Origin of the sequence: Pseudoalteromonas sp. Angola-7 (assembly GCF_028599255.1) — a bacterium.
Classification (GTDB): Bacteria; Pseudomonadota; Gammaproteobacteria; order Enterobacterales; family Alteromonadaceae; genus Pseudoalteromonas; species Pseudoalteromonas atlantica.
In genome coordinates this window covers 137,004-155,404 of the sequence record NZ_JAQREL010000011.1, presented here as the reverse complement: position 1 = coordinate 155,404, position 18,401 = coordinate 137,004, and the positions used below count along the sequence as shown (strand labels likewise).

The 18,401-nt window shown below is 41.2% G+C and carries 17 protein-coding genes; 9 read left to right on the top strand and 8 right to left on the bottom strand.

Translation table 11 applies throughout. From position 1 onward, the window contains the following. The first annotated feature begins 151 nt into the window (after positions 1-151). From PSH50_RS14930 to PSH50_RS14920, 3 genes are all read left to right on the top strand, one after another. Positions 152-1,060, top strand: coding sequence for an HNH endonuclease (locus tag PSH50_RS14930; protein ID WP_273586870.1), 909 nt, complete (start codon positions 152-154; stop codon positions 1,058-1,060). A 70-nt stretch (positions 1,061-1,130) separates the two neighbouring features. Further along, complete coding sequence (locus PSH50_RS14925) at positions 1,131-1,655, top strand: hypothetical protein (RefSeq protein ID WP_024603380.1); 525 nt, start codon at positions 1,131-1,133, stop codon at positions 1,653-1,655. Positions 1,656-1,786: 131 nt separating this feature from the next. Further along, entirely contained in the window at positions 1,787-2,668 is an 882-nt protein-coding gene (locus tag PSH50_RS14920; protein ID WP_008126570.1) for an NAD(P)-dependent oxidoreductase, read from the top strand. A gap of 394 nt (positions 2,669-3,062) precedes the next feature. Here PSH50_RS14920 and PSH50_RS14915 read toward each other — a convergent pair whose 3' ends face one another. The 4 genes from PSH50_RS14915 to PSH50_RS14900 all read right to left on the bottom strand — a co-directional run bounded on the left by PSH50_RS14915 (position 3,063) and on the right by PSH50_RS14900 (position 8,295). Then, on the bottom strand, positions 3,063-4,154 hold the full coding sequence (locus PSH50_RS14915; RefSeq protein ID WP_273586871.1) for an OprO/OprP family phosphate-selective porin: 1,092 nt from the start codon (positions 4,152-4,154) through the stop codon (positions 3,063-3,065). 1 nt (position 4,155) lies between these two features. Continuing rightward, positions 4,156-4,743, bottom strand: coding sequence for a DUF4956 domain-containing protein (locus PSH50_RS14910; protein WP_273586872.1), 588 nt, complete (start codon positions 4,741-4,743; stop codon positions 4,156-4,158). A 1-nt stretch (position 4,744) separates the two neighbouring features. Next, positions 4,745-5,662, bottom strand: coding sequence for a polyphosphate polymerase domain-containing protein (locus PSH50_RS14905; RefSeq protein ID WP_273586873.1), 918 nt, complete (start codon positions 5,660-5,662; stop codon positions 4,745-4,747). Between the two features lie 77 nt (positions 5,663-5,739). After that, positions 5,740-8,295: a CotH kinase family protein gene (locus PSH50_RS14900; protein ID WP_273586874.1), complete on the bottom strand. Its 2,556-nt coding sequence runs from the start codon at positions 8,293-8,295 to the stop codon at positions 5,740-5,742. A 128-nt stretch (positions 8,296-8,423) separates the two neighbouring features. Between PSH50_RS14900 and PSH50_RS14895 the strand changes: the two genes are divergently transcribed. From PSH50_RS14895 to PSH50_RS14885, 3 genes are all read left to right on the top strand, one after another. Next, positions 8,424-8,882: a thioredoxin family protein gene (locus PSH50_RS14895; RefSeq protein ID WP_064385920.1), complete on the top strand. Its 459-nt coding sequence runs from the start codon at positions 8,424-8,426 to the stop codon at positions 8,880-8,882. 296 nt (positions 8,883-9,178) lie between these two features. Next, positions 9,179-9,349, top strand: a complete 171-nt coding sequence (locus PSH50_RS14890) for a hypothetical protein (protein ID WP_167381771.1) — start codon at positions 9,179-9,181, stop codon at positions 9,347-9,349. Next, entirely contained in the window at positions 9,346-10,068 is a 723-nt protein-coding gene (locus tag PSH50_RS14885) for a hypothetical protein (protein ID WP_096042699.1), read from the top strand. The genes PSH50_RS14890 and PSH50_RS14885 overlap by 4 nt, the downstream gene beginning before the upstream one ends. Before the next feature lie 53 nt (positions 10,069-10,121). On the opposite strand, the gene PSH50_RS14880 is transcribed toward PSH50_RS14885, so the two are convergent. Continuing rightward, on the bottom strand, positions 10,122-11,000 hold the full coding sequence (locus PSH50_RS14880; protein ID WP_273586875.1) for a LysR family transcriptional regulator: 879 nt from the start codon (positions 10,998-11,000) through the stop codon (positions 10,122-10,124). 137 nt (positions 11,001-11,137) lie between these two features. On the opposite strand from PSH50_RS14880, the gene PSH50_RS14875 reads away from it, so the two are divergent. Next, positions 11,138-12,214 carry a YeiH family protein gene (locus PSH50_RS14875; RefSeq protein WP_273586876.1) on the top strand — a complete coding sequence of 359 codons (1,077 nt, stop codon included), beginning with the start codon at positions 11,138-11,140 and terminating at the stop codon, positions 12,212-12,214. A gap of 26 nt (positions 12,215-12,240) precedes the next feature. Here PSH50_RS14875 and PSH50_RS14870 read toward each other — a convergent pair whose 3' ends face one another. Both PSH50_RS14870 and PSH50_RS14865 read right to left on the bottom strand, forming a co-directional pair. Then, a complete protein-coding gene (locus PSH50_RS14870; RefSeq protein ID WP_273586877.1) occupies positions 12,241-13,548 on the bottom strand; it encodes a DASH family cryptochrome in 1,308 nt (435 codons plus the stop codon). A gap of 116 nt (positions 13,549-13,664) precedes the next feature. Beyond that, a complete protein-coding gene (locus PSH50_RS14865) occupies positions 13,665-15,419 on the bottom strand; it encodes a DUF885 family protein (protein ID WP_273586878.1) in 1,755 nt (584 codons plus the stop codon). 226 nt (positions 15,420-15,645) lie between these two features. On the opposite strand from PSH50_RS14865, the gene PSH50_RS14860 reads away from it, so the two are divergent. Both PSH50_RS14860 and PSH50_RS14855 read left to right on the top strand, forming a co-directional pair. Further along, entirely contained in the window at positions 15,646-16,233 is a 588-nt protein-coding gene (locus PSH50_RS14860) for a DUF4202 domain-containing protein (protein WP_273586879.1), read from the top strand. Between the two features lie 39 nt (positions 16,234-16,272). Continuing rightward, entirely contained in the window at positions 16,273-16,773 is a 501-nt protein-coding gene (locus tag PSH50_RS14855) for a zf-TFIIB domain-containing protein (RefSeq protein ID WP_138542387.1), read from the top strand. A 110-nt stretch (positions 16,774-16,883) separates the two neighbouring features. Here PSH50_RS14855 and der read toward each other — a convergent pair whose 3' ends face one another. Next, positions 16,884-18,350 carry a ribosome biogenesis GTPase Der gene (gene der, locus PSH50_RS14850; RefSeq protein WP_273586880.1) on the bottom strand — a complete coding sequence of 489 codons (1,467 nt, stop codon included), beginning with the start codon at positions 18,348-18,350 and terminating at the stop codon, positions 16,884-16,886. Positions 18,351-18,401 lie beyond the last annotated feature (51 nt).

The following is an 18,401-nucleotide window of genomic DNA, read 5'->3' as shown; positions in this document are numbered from 1 at the left end:
TGCTATGTTTATTCATGTTAGCCTCTGCTGTTTAGTTAATTGACAAACTAATTATGGCTCTGGCTTTGAATTAAGCTAACCCACGAAAAGCGGAGGCTAACACCGTGTGGGAGTCATTATGTCTATGAAAATGATCAAGTATAGGTAGCAGATGGCTATTAATCAGAAAGATATAAAGTTGTTATGGGGGCGGTCTGGAAATCGTTGTTCGATATGTAGGGTTGAACTAACCCAAGATAAAGCGGCAGTTACATCAGCATTTACTCTAGGAGAGCAAGCTCATATTGTTGGGGAAAAGACAAATGCAGCAAGAGGAACATCAAGCCTTACGTTGGATCAAAGAAATGGCTATCACAACTTAATTTTATTGTGTCCTAATCATCATACCGAGATTGACAAAAATGAGGATGATTGGCCTGTTGAAAAGCTGCATCTAATAAAATCTGAGCACGAATTATGGGTTAACGAAACGCTTAGTCAAACAGTAGATCAGTTCCAAATTGCAAAACAGGCATCTGTAACATCTATTATTGATGCCGCTGTTAAGTATTGCCGTTTAGGTAACTGGCAAGCGTGGACAAGCTTTGCCTTATCTCCAGATCCTAGGTGGCCTCGAGAACTTCCTGGTGATATCTTCGAATTTCGTCAAAAAGTAATTGCGGCTATCTGGCCAGAAGAATTCGAAGAACTAAAGCGATCTATAACAACTTTTTCAATTTTGTTAAATCTCGCATCTCAAAAATTTATGGAGCATTCCGAGCTTCATGGAGACACTTACTACCCACATAAATTTTATAAGGCGGGCGGCTGGAACGACAACTTCAATGAAGACCTAGAAAAGTACAACCAATGGATTAAGTCTTGCCGCGCTACGATTCACCAAGCCACAAAGGCAGCAAATTGGGTAGGTGATGTAGTGAGAAGAGATATTAATCCAATGTTTTTTGCTGAAACTGGTAAATTTCTCACTATGGAAGGTGACATTCTTGGGTTTGAAGCAAGACTCTTAGAATTTACTAATGAAGAGCGTCTGGCATTACCTGATGCGCTATTTTCATAACAAGCGCATGTTGTCGGACTGGTTTTCCGCTGTGCTCCAATCCAACCGCAAATGCGGGAGTTAGGTTCCTATGAGATTACTCACGATTCTTGCTGTTGGATTTTTAGTGCTGGGGTGTTCTGACGAGTATAATCCTTTCAAAAACAGGGTAGAAAAAAGAGCAGAAGGCTTTTTGTCGAAACATCATAGTAGCTTAGAGCATTTGATTAAGTTGGCTGAGAAAGGAAAATTTGAGCTTGTTCAGTGGATAGATGAAGATGATGGTAAAAACCTGCCGGTAAATGTCGTTTCAATAAAAGGGACTAAAAAGAAAGTAGAAGTTTCTGATGGCCGACTTGACGAATTCATTTCATTCGCTAAAAGTAAAGGAATCAAATTAATTTGGTTTCAGTACTTTGATGGTGTTTGGTTTGTCATGAAGGCATTTTCTTATGAAGACAGCGGAAAGCGTCGAGAAGGCTATTTTTCTTTTGGTAATCCATCAAAAACAAGAATTTGCCATTTCGGCGAAGAAAATATGGGGTTCGCTATGCTTAACGAAAGCGAAAAGAATTGGTTTATGATCAAATGTAACATCCCTAAAACCGGAACCTAACAAGTTGCCAAAGTTCGCCGCAAAAAGCGCGGCTGGGACAAATACTCACTGGGCTTCGCCCAACAACGTTCGCATTTGCCCCTTGGCAAAGCGTTAGCTGCTTTGAGGTCAATCATTAGTAAGGTGTCATAGTGAGAATTTTAGTAACAGGCTCTGCCGGTAGAGTCGGGCGTGCAATCTATATTAAATTAATGCGCACCCATGACGTGGTCGGGATTGATAAAACGCCTTGCTCAACAGCCGATTACATTGGTGATATTCTTGATAGTGATCTGATTGATCGGGCTCTTAAAAATGTTGATGTCATCATTCATACAGCGGCTCTTCACGCTCCACATGTTGGTTTAGTACCTGATTCAGAGTTTCAGTCTATCAACGTAGACGCGACCGAGAAACTCGCTCTGGCTGGATTAAAAGCAGGTATTAAGCACTTTATTTTTACCAGCACTACTGCATTGTACGGCTATGCTTCAACACCTAAAGGTATTGCAGGTTGGATAAATGAAGACGTCACACCTCAACCCAAGTCGATTTATCATAAAAGTAAAATTGCGGCTGAAGCTAAGCTAGAAGAAATTTCAAAGTTGTTTCAGCTTCCAGTTACTGTGCTGCAAATGTCGAGATGTTTTCCTGAACCTGCGGATTTAATGGCAGTATTTCGCCTTACTCGTGGCATAGATGCTCGTGATGTAGCAAACGCTCATTTATGTTCTGTGGAAAAACGCTTAAGTGGTTTTAATCGTTTTATAATCTCAGGCGCTACACCTTTTCAACTTTCTGATTGTGAAGCGCTATATACTGATGCTGCATCTGTCATCGAGCGTCAATGTCCAGACATCGCGCTAGCATTTAAACAAAGAGATTGGCAACTACCTCAAAGCTTAGATCGCGTATATGATTCATCATCTGCATGTGACAAATTAGGGTGGTCACCTATACATGGTTTTAAAAGCGTTTTGGAAATGTTAGATACTGAAATACCTGAAGTATTGCCAATTTTGAAACGCAGCTAACAAAGCAATTAAGAGTGATTCGGCATGGGCAGCGTTTTTACTATGCATTGCTTTTAACATTAGGCAAAGCGAGTTCGCCCTCAGTACACTCTTTTTTAAAAGTTTATTACTTTGTGCCTAAACTCGTTTGCAAGTTTAGTTTTTCGATAGCTGCCTGTATTAGCCCTTGTCCATCTTTTGTTCACTAAATGCTGGTGTTCATTTTTATTGAACGATATTAATTAGTGAACAGGTAAACTTAAATCCCTTACTGTAATTAGTGGAATAAGTACAAGCCTGATAAGTAACCTTTAGAGAGTTTATAACAGCTCTATTAAAATAAGCCCCTGTATTAAACGTAACGTTTAACACAGGGCTTTATAGTTTTAGGTTAACCTACTAAACACCGAACGCATTAAAACGAATACTGCAGCCTTAATGAGATAGCATTGCCCGATGTGATAGTACCGCCTGCTTCAAAGTAGACGGCTTTAATGTAGTCGGCCATAAACTTTATGTTTTTGTTTACGGTGTAGTTAACGCCGAGGGCGTAGGTTTTTGCGTCTTGGTTTTCTTGCTTGAGCTTAAGTAGACTGTAGCGGCCTGTAATTTCCCAGCCTGGCTCTGAGCTTGCGCCTAGTTTTGCGTTTTTATACTTACGGTATCCGCCTGATAGTTGATAACCAAATTGCAAATAGCCGCCTTCGTAATCATTGGTTGTATTTTCAATACTGGTTACTTGTGCTTGTTGCCACTCAGCCATCATGGTAAATCTATCTTTAAGCCATAGTAGCTCTACGCCTTGTTGCGAAAGGCTATCTGCATTAATTTTATCGCCTTCTATTAATGAGTCGGCGGTATACACTTCAAGAGGTTCATTTACTCTAAATTCGTTACCGTCGTACTGCCTCTCACTAAAGGCGATGCCTAGGTGTAAAAGGTTGGTATCTTGCTGCCACGGCACCCAAGCTACGCGCCCTGTAATAGCCGACGTTGCTTCGTCTTCGTCGGGCTCGTAATAACCTAACTGCCAATTTACTGAGGCTATGCCTCCCGATAGGCTAATACCTAAGCTGCGCCCTGGTGAAAACGCTTCGCTTATCATGCTGCGTTCGAGCATTAGCAATTTACGCGAGCTAGTTAGTTTTTCTAGGCCAAAACCTTCTTTTTGCTGGCCTATGGTTAAATCGGCATATTTCCAGCCAGAGTATTCTAGGTAGGCGTCTTTTATTTCGGTTTCGCCATCGGCAAAGCCAAGCTGAAATTTACTTTTCCAGTCTTTGCTTATGTCTGATTTAAAACTTAGGCGAGCGCGGCGTATTTCAGAGGTACTTTCTGAGCTGCTGCTGTCGTATTGCCCCTCTAACAAAGAGGTATCAAACTTGTTGTAGTCGAGCATGATATAGCCGCTTAGGTCTATATTGTCGTTAATTTTGGCAAAGCTTGCGTTACTAACAAGGCAAAGAGCTGAAAGTGCCGCATAAGTAATCGTTTGTTTAGAGGTCATGTTAGGCTGCCTTTGTTTGTTTTTCGGCTAAGTAACTTACTTTTAGTTGCGCTACGTCTCTTAAAAAGTCGATGTGTTCTATATCTACAGCAACTACGTTTAGCCCTGTGCGCTGTTTTAAATCATGGATGAGTGCGGCTTGGTTTTGCGGGGTTATGTTTTCTATGCGCTCGTAGCAAACGCTTTGTACTTCGTAGCGTTTTACAAATACGCTAGAGTCAATCAAAAAGGCAATTAAGCAAATTATGCCGTTAAGAATGCTTAGCTCAATTAAGCTCATTTGCCCTACAGAGGTCAGTAAAGCAATGGCAGTAACAAGGAATAAGTAAGTCATCTCTTTAATCGAAATAGACTCAGTGCGGTACCTTAGCATGGTAAATACAGCAAATAGGCCAAATGCAAATTCCATCGACATATCAACGCCGTGCAGCAAAAAGGTAATAATAAAAACGCCTACGCCAAATAAAATAAACGAGCCTGCCACCACTGCATTTTTACTTATGCGAAAGTAACAGCCATAGCAAAGTACAGCCAGCGATAGGATGTTTACTAAAAAACGGAAAAGAAAAATAAGATCTAATTTGGTCATTTTAATTATTCTCTAAAGGTAAAAGCGGGTTAGTGCAGTTAAGGTGTTTTAAACGGGCTAAAACAGGTTTAAAGCGGTTTACTTTTAATCGCTCGGGGTAGAGCAAAGCACAGCCAATGCAGTATTTACTAAACGAGGCAGGGAATATGTGGTGTTTGCTCATAAGTTTATAAAATGGCGAGCGTTTTGTTTTTTTACTTTGCTTAAGCTCGGCAATAAAAAAGCCTGGTAGAGTTATTTTGTTATCGCCTTTTGGGGTGTTGTACCACAGGTTAAAATCAAGCGTTAAGCGCTCGGCTTTTTCTTCGTTAGCTAGCGCTATGCGGTTATAGCCGCTTTGCTGGGTTACATTTAAATGTGCAAAGCTGTTTTTCATTTGCTCTTTAATAAACGCCGTGCTGTTAGCTTGCTCGTTGTTAGTTTGTGCGAGCTTTATACGTGTTTTTACGGTGCGGCTTTGGTTGTTTTTTAGTTTTACTTCTAGGTATTCGGTGGCGGTATCAACGTAGCGCCTTTGGCGTACTTTGTAGCGATTAAGCTTACCGTTATGGTGGGCTTTATATAAATCAAGTTCGGGCGTATCAAAGTATTGATTATAATAAGAGAATAAACGCTTACCTTGTATATCAAGTACCCGATACTGGCCTTGTATATGAGTAAGTAGCTCAGGTAAAAACGACAGTGGCAGCATAAACTTACTGTCTACACGGTTCATTAAATTAGCGTTATTAAGATCGTTTAATCCGTAACCTTCAAACGGAATAAGTAACTCGTTAATTAAGCTTGTTAATGAGTCATGCGCGTTTGACTCTTGAGGCTGAGCCTGCTTATTTTTAGTGTTTATAGCAGTAATTGCTACTGGTGAGATTGAAGTATCCTTTTCAAAAAGTTCATCCTTAAAACGTGCTTGAATTGTCATAATTTTCTCAGATTATTAAATTGCAAAGTAATAGAGTGCAGTGCCAGCGTGCTGACACCGCATCAAGGATGGGTTGTTTATCTAGAGCAAAATCCGCTGCCATCACCCGCTGAGGGCAATGTGCCATCAAGCTGCGCGGCCATATTTGCTACGCGGTACTCCATAAACGAGGTTAAGCCGTAAAACTGCCCCGTTGTAGAGGTTAGGTTTTGCTCAAAGTAGGTTGAGCCATAAAAGCTAGTTGGGTCGTTTTGTACGTGCTCACGAATTAAATCGGCTATTTCATTTACGCGTGCGTTAAATGTGTCGCTTGAAAGTGAGCCATTAATAAGCTGTGTTAAGTAACTGTGGTACGTATCGAGGTGGCTTTGCTCGGCAAATACATTAGCAATTAATGGGCGCTCGCTTAATGCCCCGCTTACTGGCTCATCAATGTAGAGCTCTCTTACATCTACGCTATTACAATCCATGTTAAAGGTGCCGAATGACTCGTTAAAATCCCACGGCAAAATGCTAAATACGCCATCGTCATCGTAAATATAATAGTTATGTGCAAGCGGGCCGTGGTAGCTATCTAAATTAGACAGTGAAGTGCTTACCGACATATAACGCAGCAGCGTGTCTATATCTATGGCGCTGGTTTCGCCTTTATCGAGCGATTCTACAAAGTTAATAAATGCGCCGTTATCTGTGGTGTCTTCGTTGGTTTGCAGGTTTATATCGGTGTAGCTTTGTATGTCGTCACCTAGCCATAATAAATCGCTGCCTGTGCCATCTGGCTTGTATAAATCGCCGTTACTGTTGGCAAAGTGTTTTTCTACAAATTCGCCGTCTACGGCTTCTACCATTAAATACAAACCAAATAGTTCGCCGTTTACATAAAAGTTAACGTAAGCATGCTCAGGCGTTGGCACGCCCATTTCATCCATAAGCTCGTAGGCGATTACTTCACGCATGTACGACGGGTCGTTAAACGAGTTTTGTAGTGTGAATTTTTTTAGCCCAAAAAACTTTTGCCCCGACACATATTCGTTAATATCAACCTTAAAGCTGTAACGGTCGCTGCTAGAGTTGGCAACGCTGCTTAAACTTGAGCCGCCTTTAGTGCGAATAGCCACGCTATCGAGTGTTACCCCATTAAAGGTAATAGCGGTTTCGTGGTACTGCTCATCAAGTGGGTTATCTAGAATGTCTTGCCAGTTTTCATCGGTAATTGTAATAGAAAGCGTATTAACGGCCGTAGGTGTAAAGGCGGTTGCAACTGTATTTTCACTACTTGGGGTAGGTGTTAAAAACGCATGAGTAAAGCCTGTACTGCTACTTAGGCCGTAACTAAAGCCTGTGGCTACATCACTTTCGTCCCAGTCAATATAGTCAATTACTTCATCGTTGAGTATTAAGCTTAGCTCGTCTTCTTTGCCTAGTTTAAACGGGACGTAGTAAGTGCCTGGGTCTTCATCGGTGGCATAAATAGTAATGTATTCACCTGCGTATAAATCTATGTCAGGCAGGGTTACGGGGTCTATGTCGTCGCTTTCATCAATAACTTGGTAGTTGGCTAAGTTAATTGTATTTTCGCTGTTGTTGTATAGCTCAAACCAGTCGTTGCCATCGTCTGCGGCGCTTGCCACTATTTCGTTAATAACGAGTGGCCCATGGGTTGCTTGGCTGTTTGAGCTAAGCTCTGTTGGAGTGAGTACCGCAGTTGCATCGCTGCCATCTGGGTAGCGGCCATAGCTGTAACCACTTAGCGCTTGGCCTTTATTCCACGATAACTGCTCTATAATTACATTGTTACTGTAAAGGCTGACGGTATCGCTTGCGCCTAATTTAAACGCTACGCTTGGCAGGTCGCCTAAATCATCGGTGCTTGCGTAAATGCGGTAAAACTCACCAGGCGATAACGTAATATCAGGTAGAGCAAATTGCTCGTTATTGTCATCACTTAGTGTGTAGTCGGCTAAAAAAACATCGCTACTGCTTGTTACATAAAGCTCTATCCAGTCCTCGCCGCCGCTGCTGTCTTTTGCTACTACTTCGTTTATACGCAGTGGGGCATCTTCAGCAATTAGCGTTGTAACAAGTGTAGAGGTATCGGCTGTTTGGTTAGCTGCGCCCTCTGTTGGCGTTAGTGTTTGCGCGGTGCCGGTGCCATCGGTATATAAGCCGTAACTAAAGCCTTCAGCGGCTTCGCCTTCTTCCCAATCAAGTACAGAGATAGCAGTGCCATCATCGTATAACGTAACCGCATCGTCGCTACCTAGTTTAAAGGTGACGTAATAGCCGTTGTCGGGCGCTGTGTCGGTTTCATCAATGGCTTGAATAACAATAAACTCACCTTGCGAAAGCGCTACTGCGGGTAAAGCTTGAGGCTCTCTGTCGGCGTTATCATCAACAAGCGAAAATACCGATAGGTCGGCTATATCTTCAGTGGCGTATAGCTCAATCCAGTCGTAGGTGGTATCGCTTGGGCTTGCGACAATTTCGTTAATAACTAAGCCCGTGGAGGTGGTTGTTGATGATGAGTCAGTTTGCTCTGTGCTGCTATCGGTTGTTTGCTCAGTACCGCCACAGCCATATAAAAATGTAGTAGAGGCGATAACTGAATAAAATATAAAAGGTTTTATATTCATGTATGCACGCTTATTATTTTATTAAAGTGGGCAAACTATAAAAATAGAAGGTGCAAACAATGTGTAAACATTCAGTAATATTCAGTATAGTGAGCTTAATTACTCACTTTAAAAGTTACTTTAACCTTATGTTTAAACAATTAATTTTATTGTGCGCGTTAAGCATGCCGCTTGTAAGTAATGCCGCTACTGCGCCATTTTCGGGCGATATTACAACTGATGTACTATTAAGCGATTACGATAAGTTTAATAAGCAGTACAACGCATTTACGCCAACCGAGCAAGATATAGCCTTAATGCAAAAGCTAGAAGGCAAGGCATTAGTTGTATTATTTGGCACTTGGTGTCACGACAGCCAACGCGAAGTACCAAAGCTTATTAAGTTACTTGATGCGTCTAAGGTAAAACTTGCAAGCGTTAAATATGTGGCCGTGGGTTACAACAAGCAAGACGACGCCGGAATAGCACTAGCGCACGGCTTGCAATACACCCCTACGTTTATAGTAAAAGACGAGGGTAAAGAGTTAGTACGAGTAATTGAAAAACCAACGGGTACATTGGCGCAAGACTTAACGCAGGGTTTGTGAATTCAGCTTGGGGGTATAAGAGCTTACGGATTTAGCTAATAGATTTATGGGTAGCTTGTGGGCTGTTATGAATGATCTCTTAAAATTACAATGCGTGAAGTCGGGTTTGATCCATTTGTTTTTTTCGTGATAGGTGTTATCTCGCGAACAAAAGAGAAGTTGAATATAGCAGGCATCGATTGGAAATTTGCTCGCTGGCATTAGTGCGCTATGTTAGAACCCTCTTAGTATGATATGTAGCCTATTGGTAATATTTAAAGTAAACTAGAATCACGGAACATTATTTTGGGGGCATTATGAAAGCTTTGTTAGGTAGTTTAGCTAAGAAAATTAAAGGCGATCCATTAGGGAGCGAACAGTTGAGAGCTTTTATTTCTAGTGGCTCAAAAGACAGTGAAGTTATTACTTTGTCAAATGGTAAGAAGTATCGTGTTTCTACTTCTCCTAAAGATAAAGCAGTGGCATGAATATAGCTTTTCCTGCTTTTTTTATTTTAGTATTAATAATTCCAGGTTTTATATTCCAAAACTCTTATGAAAAAGTAGAAAATACTAGCATAGAAAAAAAGCCATTTGATGTATCTTCATCTTTGGCTTTTTTTTATGCTTTAATTTTACATATTTTTCTAATTTATCTTTTAGTACCTTTATTTGGAAACGAAATTAATTATGAAATTTGCCTAAAATTATTAACGGGCTCTAAATCTGTGTCGGAATCTGATTTAAAAATTGTAAGTGCTAGTATCCCTAAAATCATTTTATATTTTTCAAGCTCATTTCTCCTTGCATATATTTTGGGAAAAATATTTCAAAAGCTAATTTTTCACTTTAACCCATACAAATCCTCAAGATATGCCTTCGATACTCCATGGTATTACGAATTAACAGGAAAATTATCTGAAACTCAGAATGCAGAGTTAATTAAGTTATCTTGTTTAGTAGAGTCTAAAAATATTTCCTTTTTATATTATGGTGTTCTTGAAGATTTTTACCTTGACTCTAGTGGGCAGTTAGATCGTGTTGTTTTATCCGATGCCATGAGAAGACCTATAGAGTTAGATAAGCCTTTATCTACAGATTCCTCAGTGGCTCGTTTTTACGAGATTAAAGGAGATCGACTTATTCTCAAGTATGAAGATATAAAAAATATTAATATTGAATATCTTTATATTATTGAAGAAGAGTAGACAACGACACAAATGCGATTTATATATCGTATTTAGACTTAATCACATAACCTCTATTCACTAAACAGGCTTTTTTCGAATGCTTGCGCAGCATGCGAAGACGGTCTGTCTTTATAATGCAGTTGATAAAGAGGGCGAGAGAGTTGCTCGTTATTTTTTTGGCTCAGGCGCGTTAATTTGCCTAACTGCACTAAATCTTCTGTGACTACGTTTGGCAATAAAGCGACCCCCATACCTTGAGCAACAGCCCTTGCTATGGCTTCGTTGCTGCCTAATTGCATACTTTGCTCAGCCTGTACGCCATGCTCTGCTAATAACTTTACAGACATTTCTAACGTGCCAGAGCCTGGCTCGCGTAATAGCCAAAACTGCTCGTTTAACCACGCTTTTAAGTCTTTAGTGGGCTTAAAGTTGCTCGGTATAACCACACTCATTAAATCATTTTGCCAGTGCTTACTAATAATGTGCGGCTCGGTAGGTGTACCTTCAACCAGTGCTAAATCGATAGTGCATTCTAGCAATGCGTGCTCAATTTGCGCGGTATTAGCCACTTGTACTTCTACTTTTATATGCGGGTACTGCGCACAAAATTTGGCTAAATAAGGGGGTAGCCAATAACTGGCAATGGTGGTGCTGGTGCCTATAACTAATGTACCGCGCTTAAGCCCTGTGCGCGATTTTATATCGTCAATGGCGGCTTTTTCGATAGCAAAAATACTGCGGGCGTGATCATACAAAGCTTGGCCGCCTTCGCTTAAGGTGAGCTTTTTACCCTTAGATGCACGTTCAATAAGTTGAATATTTAACTGATGCTCTAGCTCTTTTAGCGCTTTAGAAACAGCGGGCTGGCTTATAAAAAGCGCTTCGGCTGCGCCTGAAAAGCTACCTAATTTAGCCACTGTATAAAACACCCTAAGCGCATGTAAGTTCATTGTATAACCTTAAATTGCATAACTCTAAATTGTATAACTTTAAGTTATCAAATCATGATTTTAATATATTGGAGTTATATTTTGAGCTTTCTTACAATTAAGTCAACACATCAACTTGGTTTAAGTGAGGGAATATTATGCTTAGCGCTATTAAAAATAGTTTTCAGCCTATAGGTATTAATACTAAGCAATACGGCGATACGCGCTGGTGGTTAGGTATGCTGCTGGTGGTTGTGTTAGCGGGGGCATCTGTTGCATTAAGTAAGTTACCTATAATGCAAAGTGCGCAATTTAGCTCCTTAACAATTGGTATTGTGCTTGGCATTATTGTAGGCAACAGCGTGTTTGCGCACATTGCTACGCGTACAGATGTAGGCGTTGATTACGCTAAAAGTATATTACTCAAAGCGGGCGTTATTTTATTTGGGTTTAGAATTACTTTTGCGCAAGTAGCGGGTGTAGGCTGGCATGGCCTATTAACCGATGTGGTAATGCTGCTTGGTACGTTTATATTAGCAGTACAGCTAGGTAAGCGCGTTTTTAAGCTTGATGAACAAACAACCATACTAATAGGTGCGGGTAGCTCTATTTGTGGCGCCGCAGCGGTAATGGCAACTGAGCCAGTTATAAAAGCACAAGCGCATAAAGTATCGGTAGCGGTGGCAACGGTTGTGGTGTTTGGCACGTTAAGTATGTTTGCCTACCCAATTATGTTTGAATATATGGGTGTGAGTGAGCATGCGTACGGTATTTTTGTTGGTTCAACCATTCATGAAGTTGCGCAAGTGGTAGCAGCAGGGACTGCGGTAAGTGCCAATGCAGCCGACACCGCCGTGATAGAAAAAATGCTCCGTGTAATGATGCTTGCGCCATTTTTAGTGGGCTTATCGTTTTGGCAAAGTAAAAAGCATGCAAACATAAACGCACAGGGCGGCGAGCAAAACGCGGGTATTACAATCCCTTGGTTTGCGGTGTTATTTATAGTGGCAAGTGGCGTGCATTCGTTATCGGTTATTCCGCAAGGTACTACAAGCGCTATTATATGGTTTGATAATATACTACTTACCATTGCCATGGTCGCACTTGGGCTGCGTACACATGTTGGCGCTATTCGCCAAGCGGGTATAAAACCACTGTTATTAGCAGGTTGTTTATTTTTGTTTTTAACCTTAGCTGGCTTTGCCATTAATATAGGCATTGCGCAGCTGTTTTAAATATAACCTGGTGGAGGGAGATTGGCTTAAATAGGCCAATCTACTTCGTTTAAGTGATCGAGCTGCTGTGTTTTATTACTGTGCCCGTGCCATTTATTGGTATAAATACCATTTGGATCAAACTGCGCGGTTTGCTTTTGTATATTAAAGTGGCGGCCGCCACGCGGGTCAACCCCCACACCGGCTATGTACTGCCAGTTGCCCCAGTTTGCTGCTACATCGTAATCAATAAGTTGCTGCTCAAAATAGGCTGCGCCGTATCGCCAATCAAGGCCAAGCTCGTTTACTAAACAGCTTGCTGCAATTTGCCTTGCACGGTTTGAAATGTAACCCGTAGTGTTTAGTTCTTCCATAATGGCATTTACAAGCGGGTAAGGCGTTGTGCCGTTACACCAAGCAGCAAAGCGTGTAGGTGTAAAAGTAGTAAGCGGTTTAGTTTGTTTTTGCCCTTTAAAGCTAAACAGGCTGTTACCTGCTTTAAGTGCGTGCCATTTAAAATACTCTCGCCATAGCAATTCAAACTTAATCCAATAAGTAGACTCGTTTGCTGTATTGCATTGCTCGTAATTTTCTACGGCTTTGTAAACTTGTTTTGCACTTATACAGCCAAAGGCAAGCCAAGTACTAAATTTGGTGGTGTTGTTAAAGCCATCAAGTTCGTTGCGAGTCGTTTTATAAGTACTTGGCATTGCGCCTGCAAAGTATTGCTTTAAATGAGCTTGCGCACTTTTAAGCCCGCCATGCATTACGCCTTTATTTGTTATACGTTCTATAGGTTTTTTTGCACATAAAGTTATTGGCTTAGGGAGCAAACCGTTTGGCAAAGTTGTTGGTGTAATAGGGCTATTAGCGGCCTCTACCTTTTTACGAAACGGGGTAAAGTGTTTAGGTAATTCGCTTAAATCAAAGGGGAGGTCACTTTGCTTAAAGAGCGTGTCTTGCTGCGACCCTGTAAATTGTGTATTGGGGCAATGTGCTTTGAGTAAGCTTATTTTGCGTTGCTCGTACACGCCAAATTGTTCGCTGTATACAACTTCATCAATATTTTGCTCATTAATCCGCGCTTTTAAAAGCGATACGGGTTCGCCCTCAAGCACATGCAGGGTTTGCCCGCGCTCAATAAGTGCTTGTTGTAGTTCGTACAAGCTTTGCAATAAAAACTGCTGCTTATGTATGCCGTAAGGTTTTTGTTGATAGTTATTATTTTTAAACCAGTGCGGGTTAATAACAAATACAATATCAAGCGCGCATTGCTGCAACATAAGGTCACTAAAAATTGGGTTGTCGGTTAGGCGTAAATCGTTTTGTAGCCAATATAAAATGCGTTTGCTCATACTCATGCTCTGGTTTTTGTAATCATTAAGTTTACGAAGCAAAAGCGGCTAGGGATTAGTTTTGAGGTATTTAATGCGGTTTTGAAAAGGGCGATAAACTTACCGCCCTTTAGTGTTTAAAAGTCGTGTTTAAAAGTATTGTTTAAACTTACTGGTTTTTGCTCTGCTATCCAATCGTTTATAACGTCTTCAAGCACTGCCATAGGCAATGAGCCTTGGCCAATAACAGTGTCGTGAAAGCTGCGTATATCAAATTGAGCGCCGAGTTCTTCTTCGGCTTTTGTGCGCAGTTCGCGTATTTTTATTTCGCCCATTTTGTAAGAGAGCGCTTGGCCTGGCCATGAAATGTAACGATCTATCTGATCCTCCACCGCACTTTGTGGTAAAGCGGTGTGACTGGCTAAGTAATCAATTGCTTTTTGGCGGCTCCAACCAAAGGCATGAATGCCGGTATCAACCACTAAGCGTACTGCACGCCACATTTCGTAGCCTAAACGGCCAAAGTCGCTGTACGGGCTTTGATAAAAACCAGCTTCTTTACCTAAGCGTTCTGTGTATAGTGCCCAACCTTCGCCAAATGCAGAGTGGCTAAGTGTGCGTCTAAATTCGGGGACATTTAGCTCCATAGCAATGGCGTTTTGTAAATGGTGCCCGGGGATTGCTTCATGCAGGCTGAGTGCTTCTAAATTGTATAAAGGCTGCAGTTTAGGTGTTGAGGCTAAAAAATAAGTACCTGGTGAGCGGTTATCTGGCGGTGGCATATAAAACGCCCCACGACTTGCTGAGCCCTTAATAGTAAAGGTGTTACGCGGTAAGTGGCCAAAGTAAGTGGGCAATTTACCATACATTTTTTGCGTGATGAACGCGGTTTTTTCTAGCAAGTCTTGCGCGTCTTTTGCGTAAAATTGCTCATCGGTTGCTAAAAATTCTAAAAACTCGCTATAGGTGCCATCAAAGCCTACTTCATCAATAATATTTTGCATTTGCGCCTTAATACGCGCCACTTCTTTTAAGCCAAGTTCATGAATTTGCTTTGGTGTGGCGTTTGTTGTGGTGTAGTAATTAACCGTGTATTTGTAGTAATCAAGCCCGCCTTTAACGCTTGCTATGCCCGGCTGCGCTCTACAATGTGGCATATAGTCATTTTCAAAAAAGTCGTAAAAATGCTGATACGCAGGAATTACTTTATTTTTAATTACGGCTTGGGCTTTTTGTTTTAAGTTTGATTTTTGCGCTTTACTAAAGGTATTAGGTATACGCGTAAAGGGCTCGTAAAGGGCGCTGTTTTTGGGGTTGTTAACTATGTGCGCGCTAATGCTTTGGCTGTAATTTTCAAAGGTTTTACAGTAATGGGTAAAGCCTGTTTTTATACCTTCTTTCATTAAATCAATATTTTGCTGATTAAAGCGTGGGTAGTCGGCAAGGCTGATTAAAAATGCGTTGTAATCATCTGCTGTTAAAAAAGCCATATTAGCGGGCGCTTCTGCAAAGTAAGTATGCCAGCCACTTAAAAAATTAACCGGAAAATACTTATCTTGATAGAGGTAGCTTTGTTGCTCGGTTTCTCGCTCATATTTAAATAAGCGGTAGTTCATTAGTTGATCGTTGTTGAGCGTTTTTGGGTCAATACTGGCTAAGCTTTTTAGTACGCTGTTGTTATAAGCTTGGCGCTTAGCAATGGCTTGCTCGCTCCAATTCGGTAATGTGCCATTTGGTTTCCAACCGTCTGGATCGGTTCGAAAAAATATTTTTTCAGCTTTGGCGTTTTGCCAATGGTTATCAATAATGGTTTTTAAATCGCTGTTGCCGTCGGCAAGGCTTGGTAGAGAGGTGGCTGCTAGGCATATAGCTAAAATACGTTTTTTAAACATAGTCATCCGTTATTGGCGAGTTAGTTGTTATTAACCGCGCTTTTTTATTTTAATTTGTGCTCAATATAGTACCAAGTTAACTGAATCAATGCGCTCACTTTTACAGCCCATATTTAGTGGTTTTATTTTTGATTGAACAAATTTCACTGCATAACTGATTGGCGCACTAGTTTATTGTTTTATCAGCGTTTAGAATAATTAAAACTTATTATAAAAAATGACCGCCATGTTTAATAAAGTAATCGCCCTAATTGATGAAGCTAACAACCAAGACCCAAACACTGAGCAATTTAATGGGGAGAGTGTTCCAAAAGAGTATTTATACTCACAGCGAATGAGCGACATGCTTAGCCGTTTTAACCCCGATGCTGACGAGCTTATGCAAATTGCAGTGCGTGGGCAGCATATTCAGCGCTGGAAGTCGCCGCGTAGTGACTTTGCAATGAATAAGCAGGGCTATCATCAGTGGCGCAGTGCACTTTATATATTTCATGCAAGTAGTGTTGTAGCGCTTATGCAGCAAGCTGGGTACGGTGAGGCTGAGCAAAACAGAGTGTACGATGCAGTTGCTAAAAAGAATATTAAACGTAACCCCGACAGCCAATTAGTAGAAGATGTAGCTAGCCTTGTATTTATTGAGCATTACATGCTCGGGTTTGCTAATAGCAAGCCTGATTACGATGAGCTGAAATGGATAGGGATTATTCGCCGTACTTGGCAAAAAATGTCAGACGAAGCACATGAGTTTGTATTGGCTGGACATATTACATTGCCACCACCGCTTGTTGGGCTTATTCATAAAGCACTTGAGTAAAGTATTGTAAGTTAAGTATTAAAATAAAAGGATTTTAGAATGTTATGCCCACGCACAAATACCTCTCTTGAGCCGTTATTAATTGGCGGGATTACTGTTTACACGTCAGCACAAGGCGGCGTATTTTTTGATAACAGCCAAATTTTTAAGTTTAGCTCGCCTGAGTTAAAGCATGGCCAAGTGCTACTTAAGTACTTGGGTGAATATAGCGAGAGTGAATACGATGTATCGCAACGAATTAATTGCCCAAAGTGCAAAAAAGTGGTGATGATGCGCCGGTTTTTTTCACCGCTCAAAGTGGTTGAGATAGACGAGTGCCCAGGTTGCGCTGGCATATGGCTTGATAGCGGGGAGCTTGCAAAAATACACGAAAACCATTTAACCCCCAAAGAGCGAAAACTGTTAGCCCACGAAATGGCAACCAATCATGGGTTTATATCTATTAAGCCGCCAAAATCTAAGTATTACCCCAAAGCGCCTAAAAATAGCCAAGACACCACGGTTGAGCGGCTGGTGCAATTGGCATTACTTAATCTTTAATACCAAGCCTCAAAATAAATTACTCAATTAAGCTAATTGGTATAAAGCATAAAAAACGGCGTACTAAAAAGTACGCCGTTTTTTTTGAAATAAATTAATGCTTATGCAGTTTATTTATTACGGTTTTCTTTAGCAAAGGCACGAATTTTACGTTTTTGCGAAAGGGTTACTTTGTTAGTACGCCCTGCAAATGGGTTATCACCTTCTCTAAATTCAATTTTGATTGGGGTACCCATAATTTTAAGTGCTTTACGGTAGTAGTTCATCAGGTAGCGTTTGTAGCTATCTGGTAAATCGTGAACTTGGTTACCGTGAACTACAATACGTGGCGGGTTATAACCACCGGCATGCGCGTATTTAAGCTTAACACGACGACCACGAACAAGTGGCGGCTGGTGATCGGCCTGTGCCATGTCCATAATACGGCGTAGCATTGCGGTGCTAATACGTTTAGTTGCTGACTCGTACGCTTCATCAACCGATTCAAATAAGTGACCAACACCTGTACCATGAAGCGCAGATATAAAGTGTAAGCGTGCAAAGTCAATAAAACCTAAACGGCGATCAAGCTCTGTTTTAATACGGTCTTTAACGTAATCATCAAGCCCATCCCATTTGTTCACAGCAATAACTAATGAACGCCCTGAGTTAAGCGCAAAACCTAATAGACTTAAGTCTTGATCAGAAATACCATCGCGAGCATCAACAACAAGTAGTACAACGTTTGCATCTTCAATGGCTTGAAGCGTTTTAATTACTGAGAACTTTTCAACTACGTCGCTTACTTTTTTACGCTTACGAACTCCTGCGGTATCTATTAAAATATATTCTTTGTCGTTACGGGTCATCGGAATATAAATAGAGTCGCGGGTGGTGCCTGGCATATCGTATACAATTACGCGTTCTTCACCAAGTATACGGTTTGTAAGTGTAGACTTACCTACGTTAGGGCGACCAATAATAGCCAGTTTTACTGGTTTATCGGCAAACGCTTGATGGTCTGTATCGTCGCCTTCGGCTTCTTGATAAAGGTCGATTAATTCTTCGTCATCATCAGCAACGTCTTCGTCAAGCGCGGCAAGCTCTGCAATTACAGGTTGTAGCGTTTGTTCAAGCAACAGTGTTATACCACGGCCATGGGCTGCCGCGATATGATGTACTTCACCTAATGATAATTGGTAAAATTCAGCACAGTTTGAGTCGGCGTCAATGCCGTCTGTTTTGTTGGCAACCACAAAGCACTTTTTCTCTTGCTTTCGCAAGTGATTTGCAATGGCTTGGTCGGCTACGGTCATGCCTACGCGGGCATCAACTAAAAACAGCACAATATCGGCTTCTTCAATGGCGAGTAATGACTGATCAGCCATTTCGGTTTCGATGCCTTCTTCGGAGCCATCAATACCACCCGTGTCTACCACGATAAATTCATAGCCATCGTAATTAGCTTGGCCATATTTTCTATCTCGTGTTAAACCTGGAAAATCGGCTACGAGTGCATCACGAGTACGTGTTAAACGGTTAAATAATGTGGATTTGCCCACATTGGGTCGCCCAACTAGAGCGATCACGGGAAGCATAAACTACCTCTTTAAAAAACAACAAAAGGCTTCGCAGTGCGAAGCCTTACA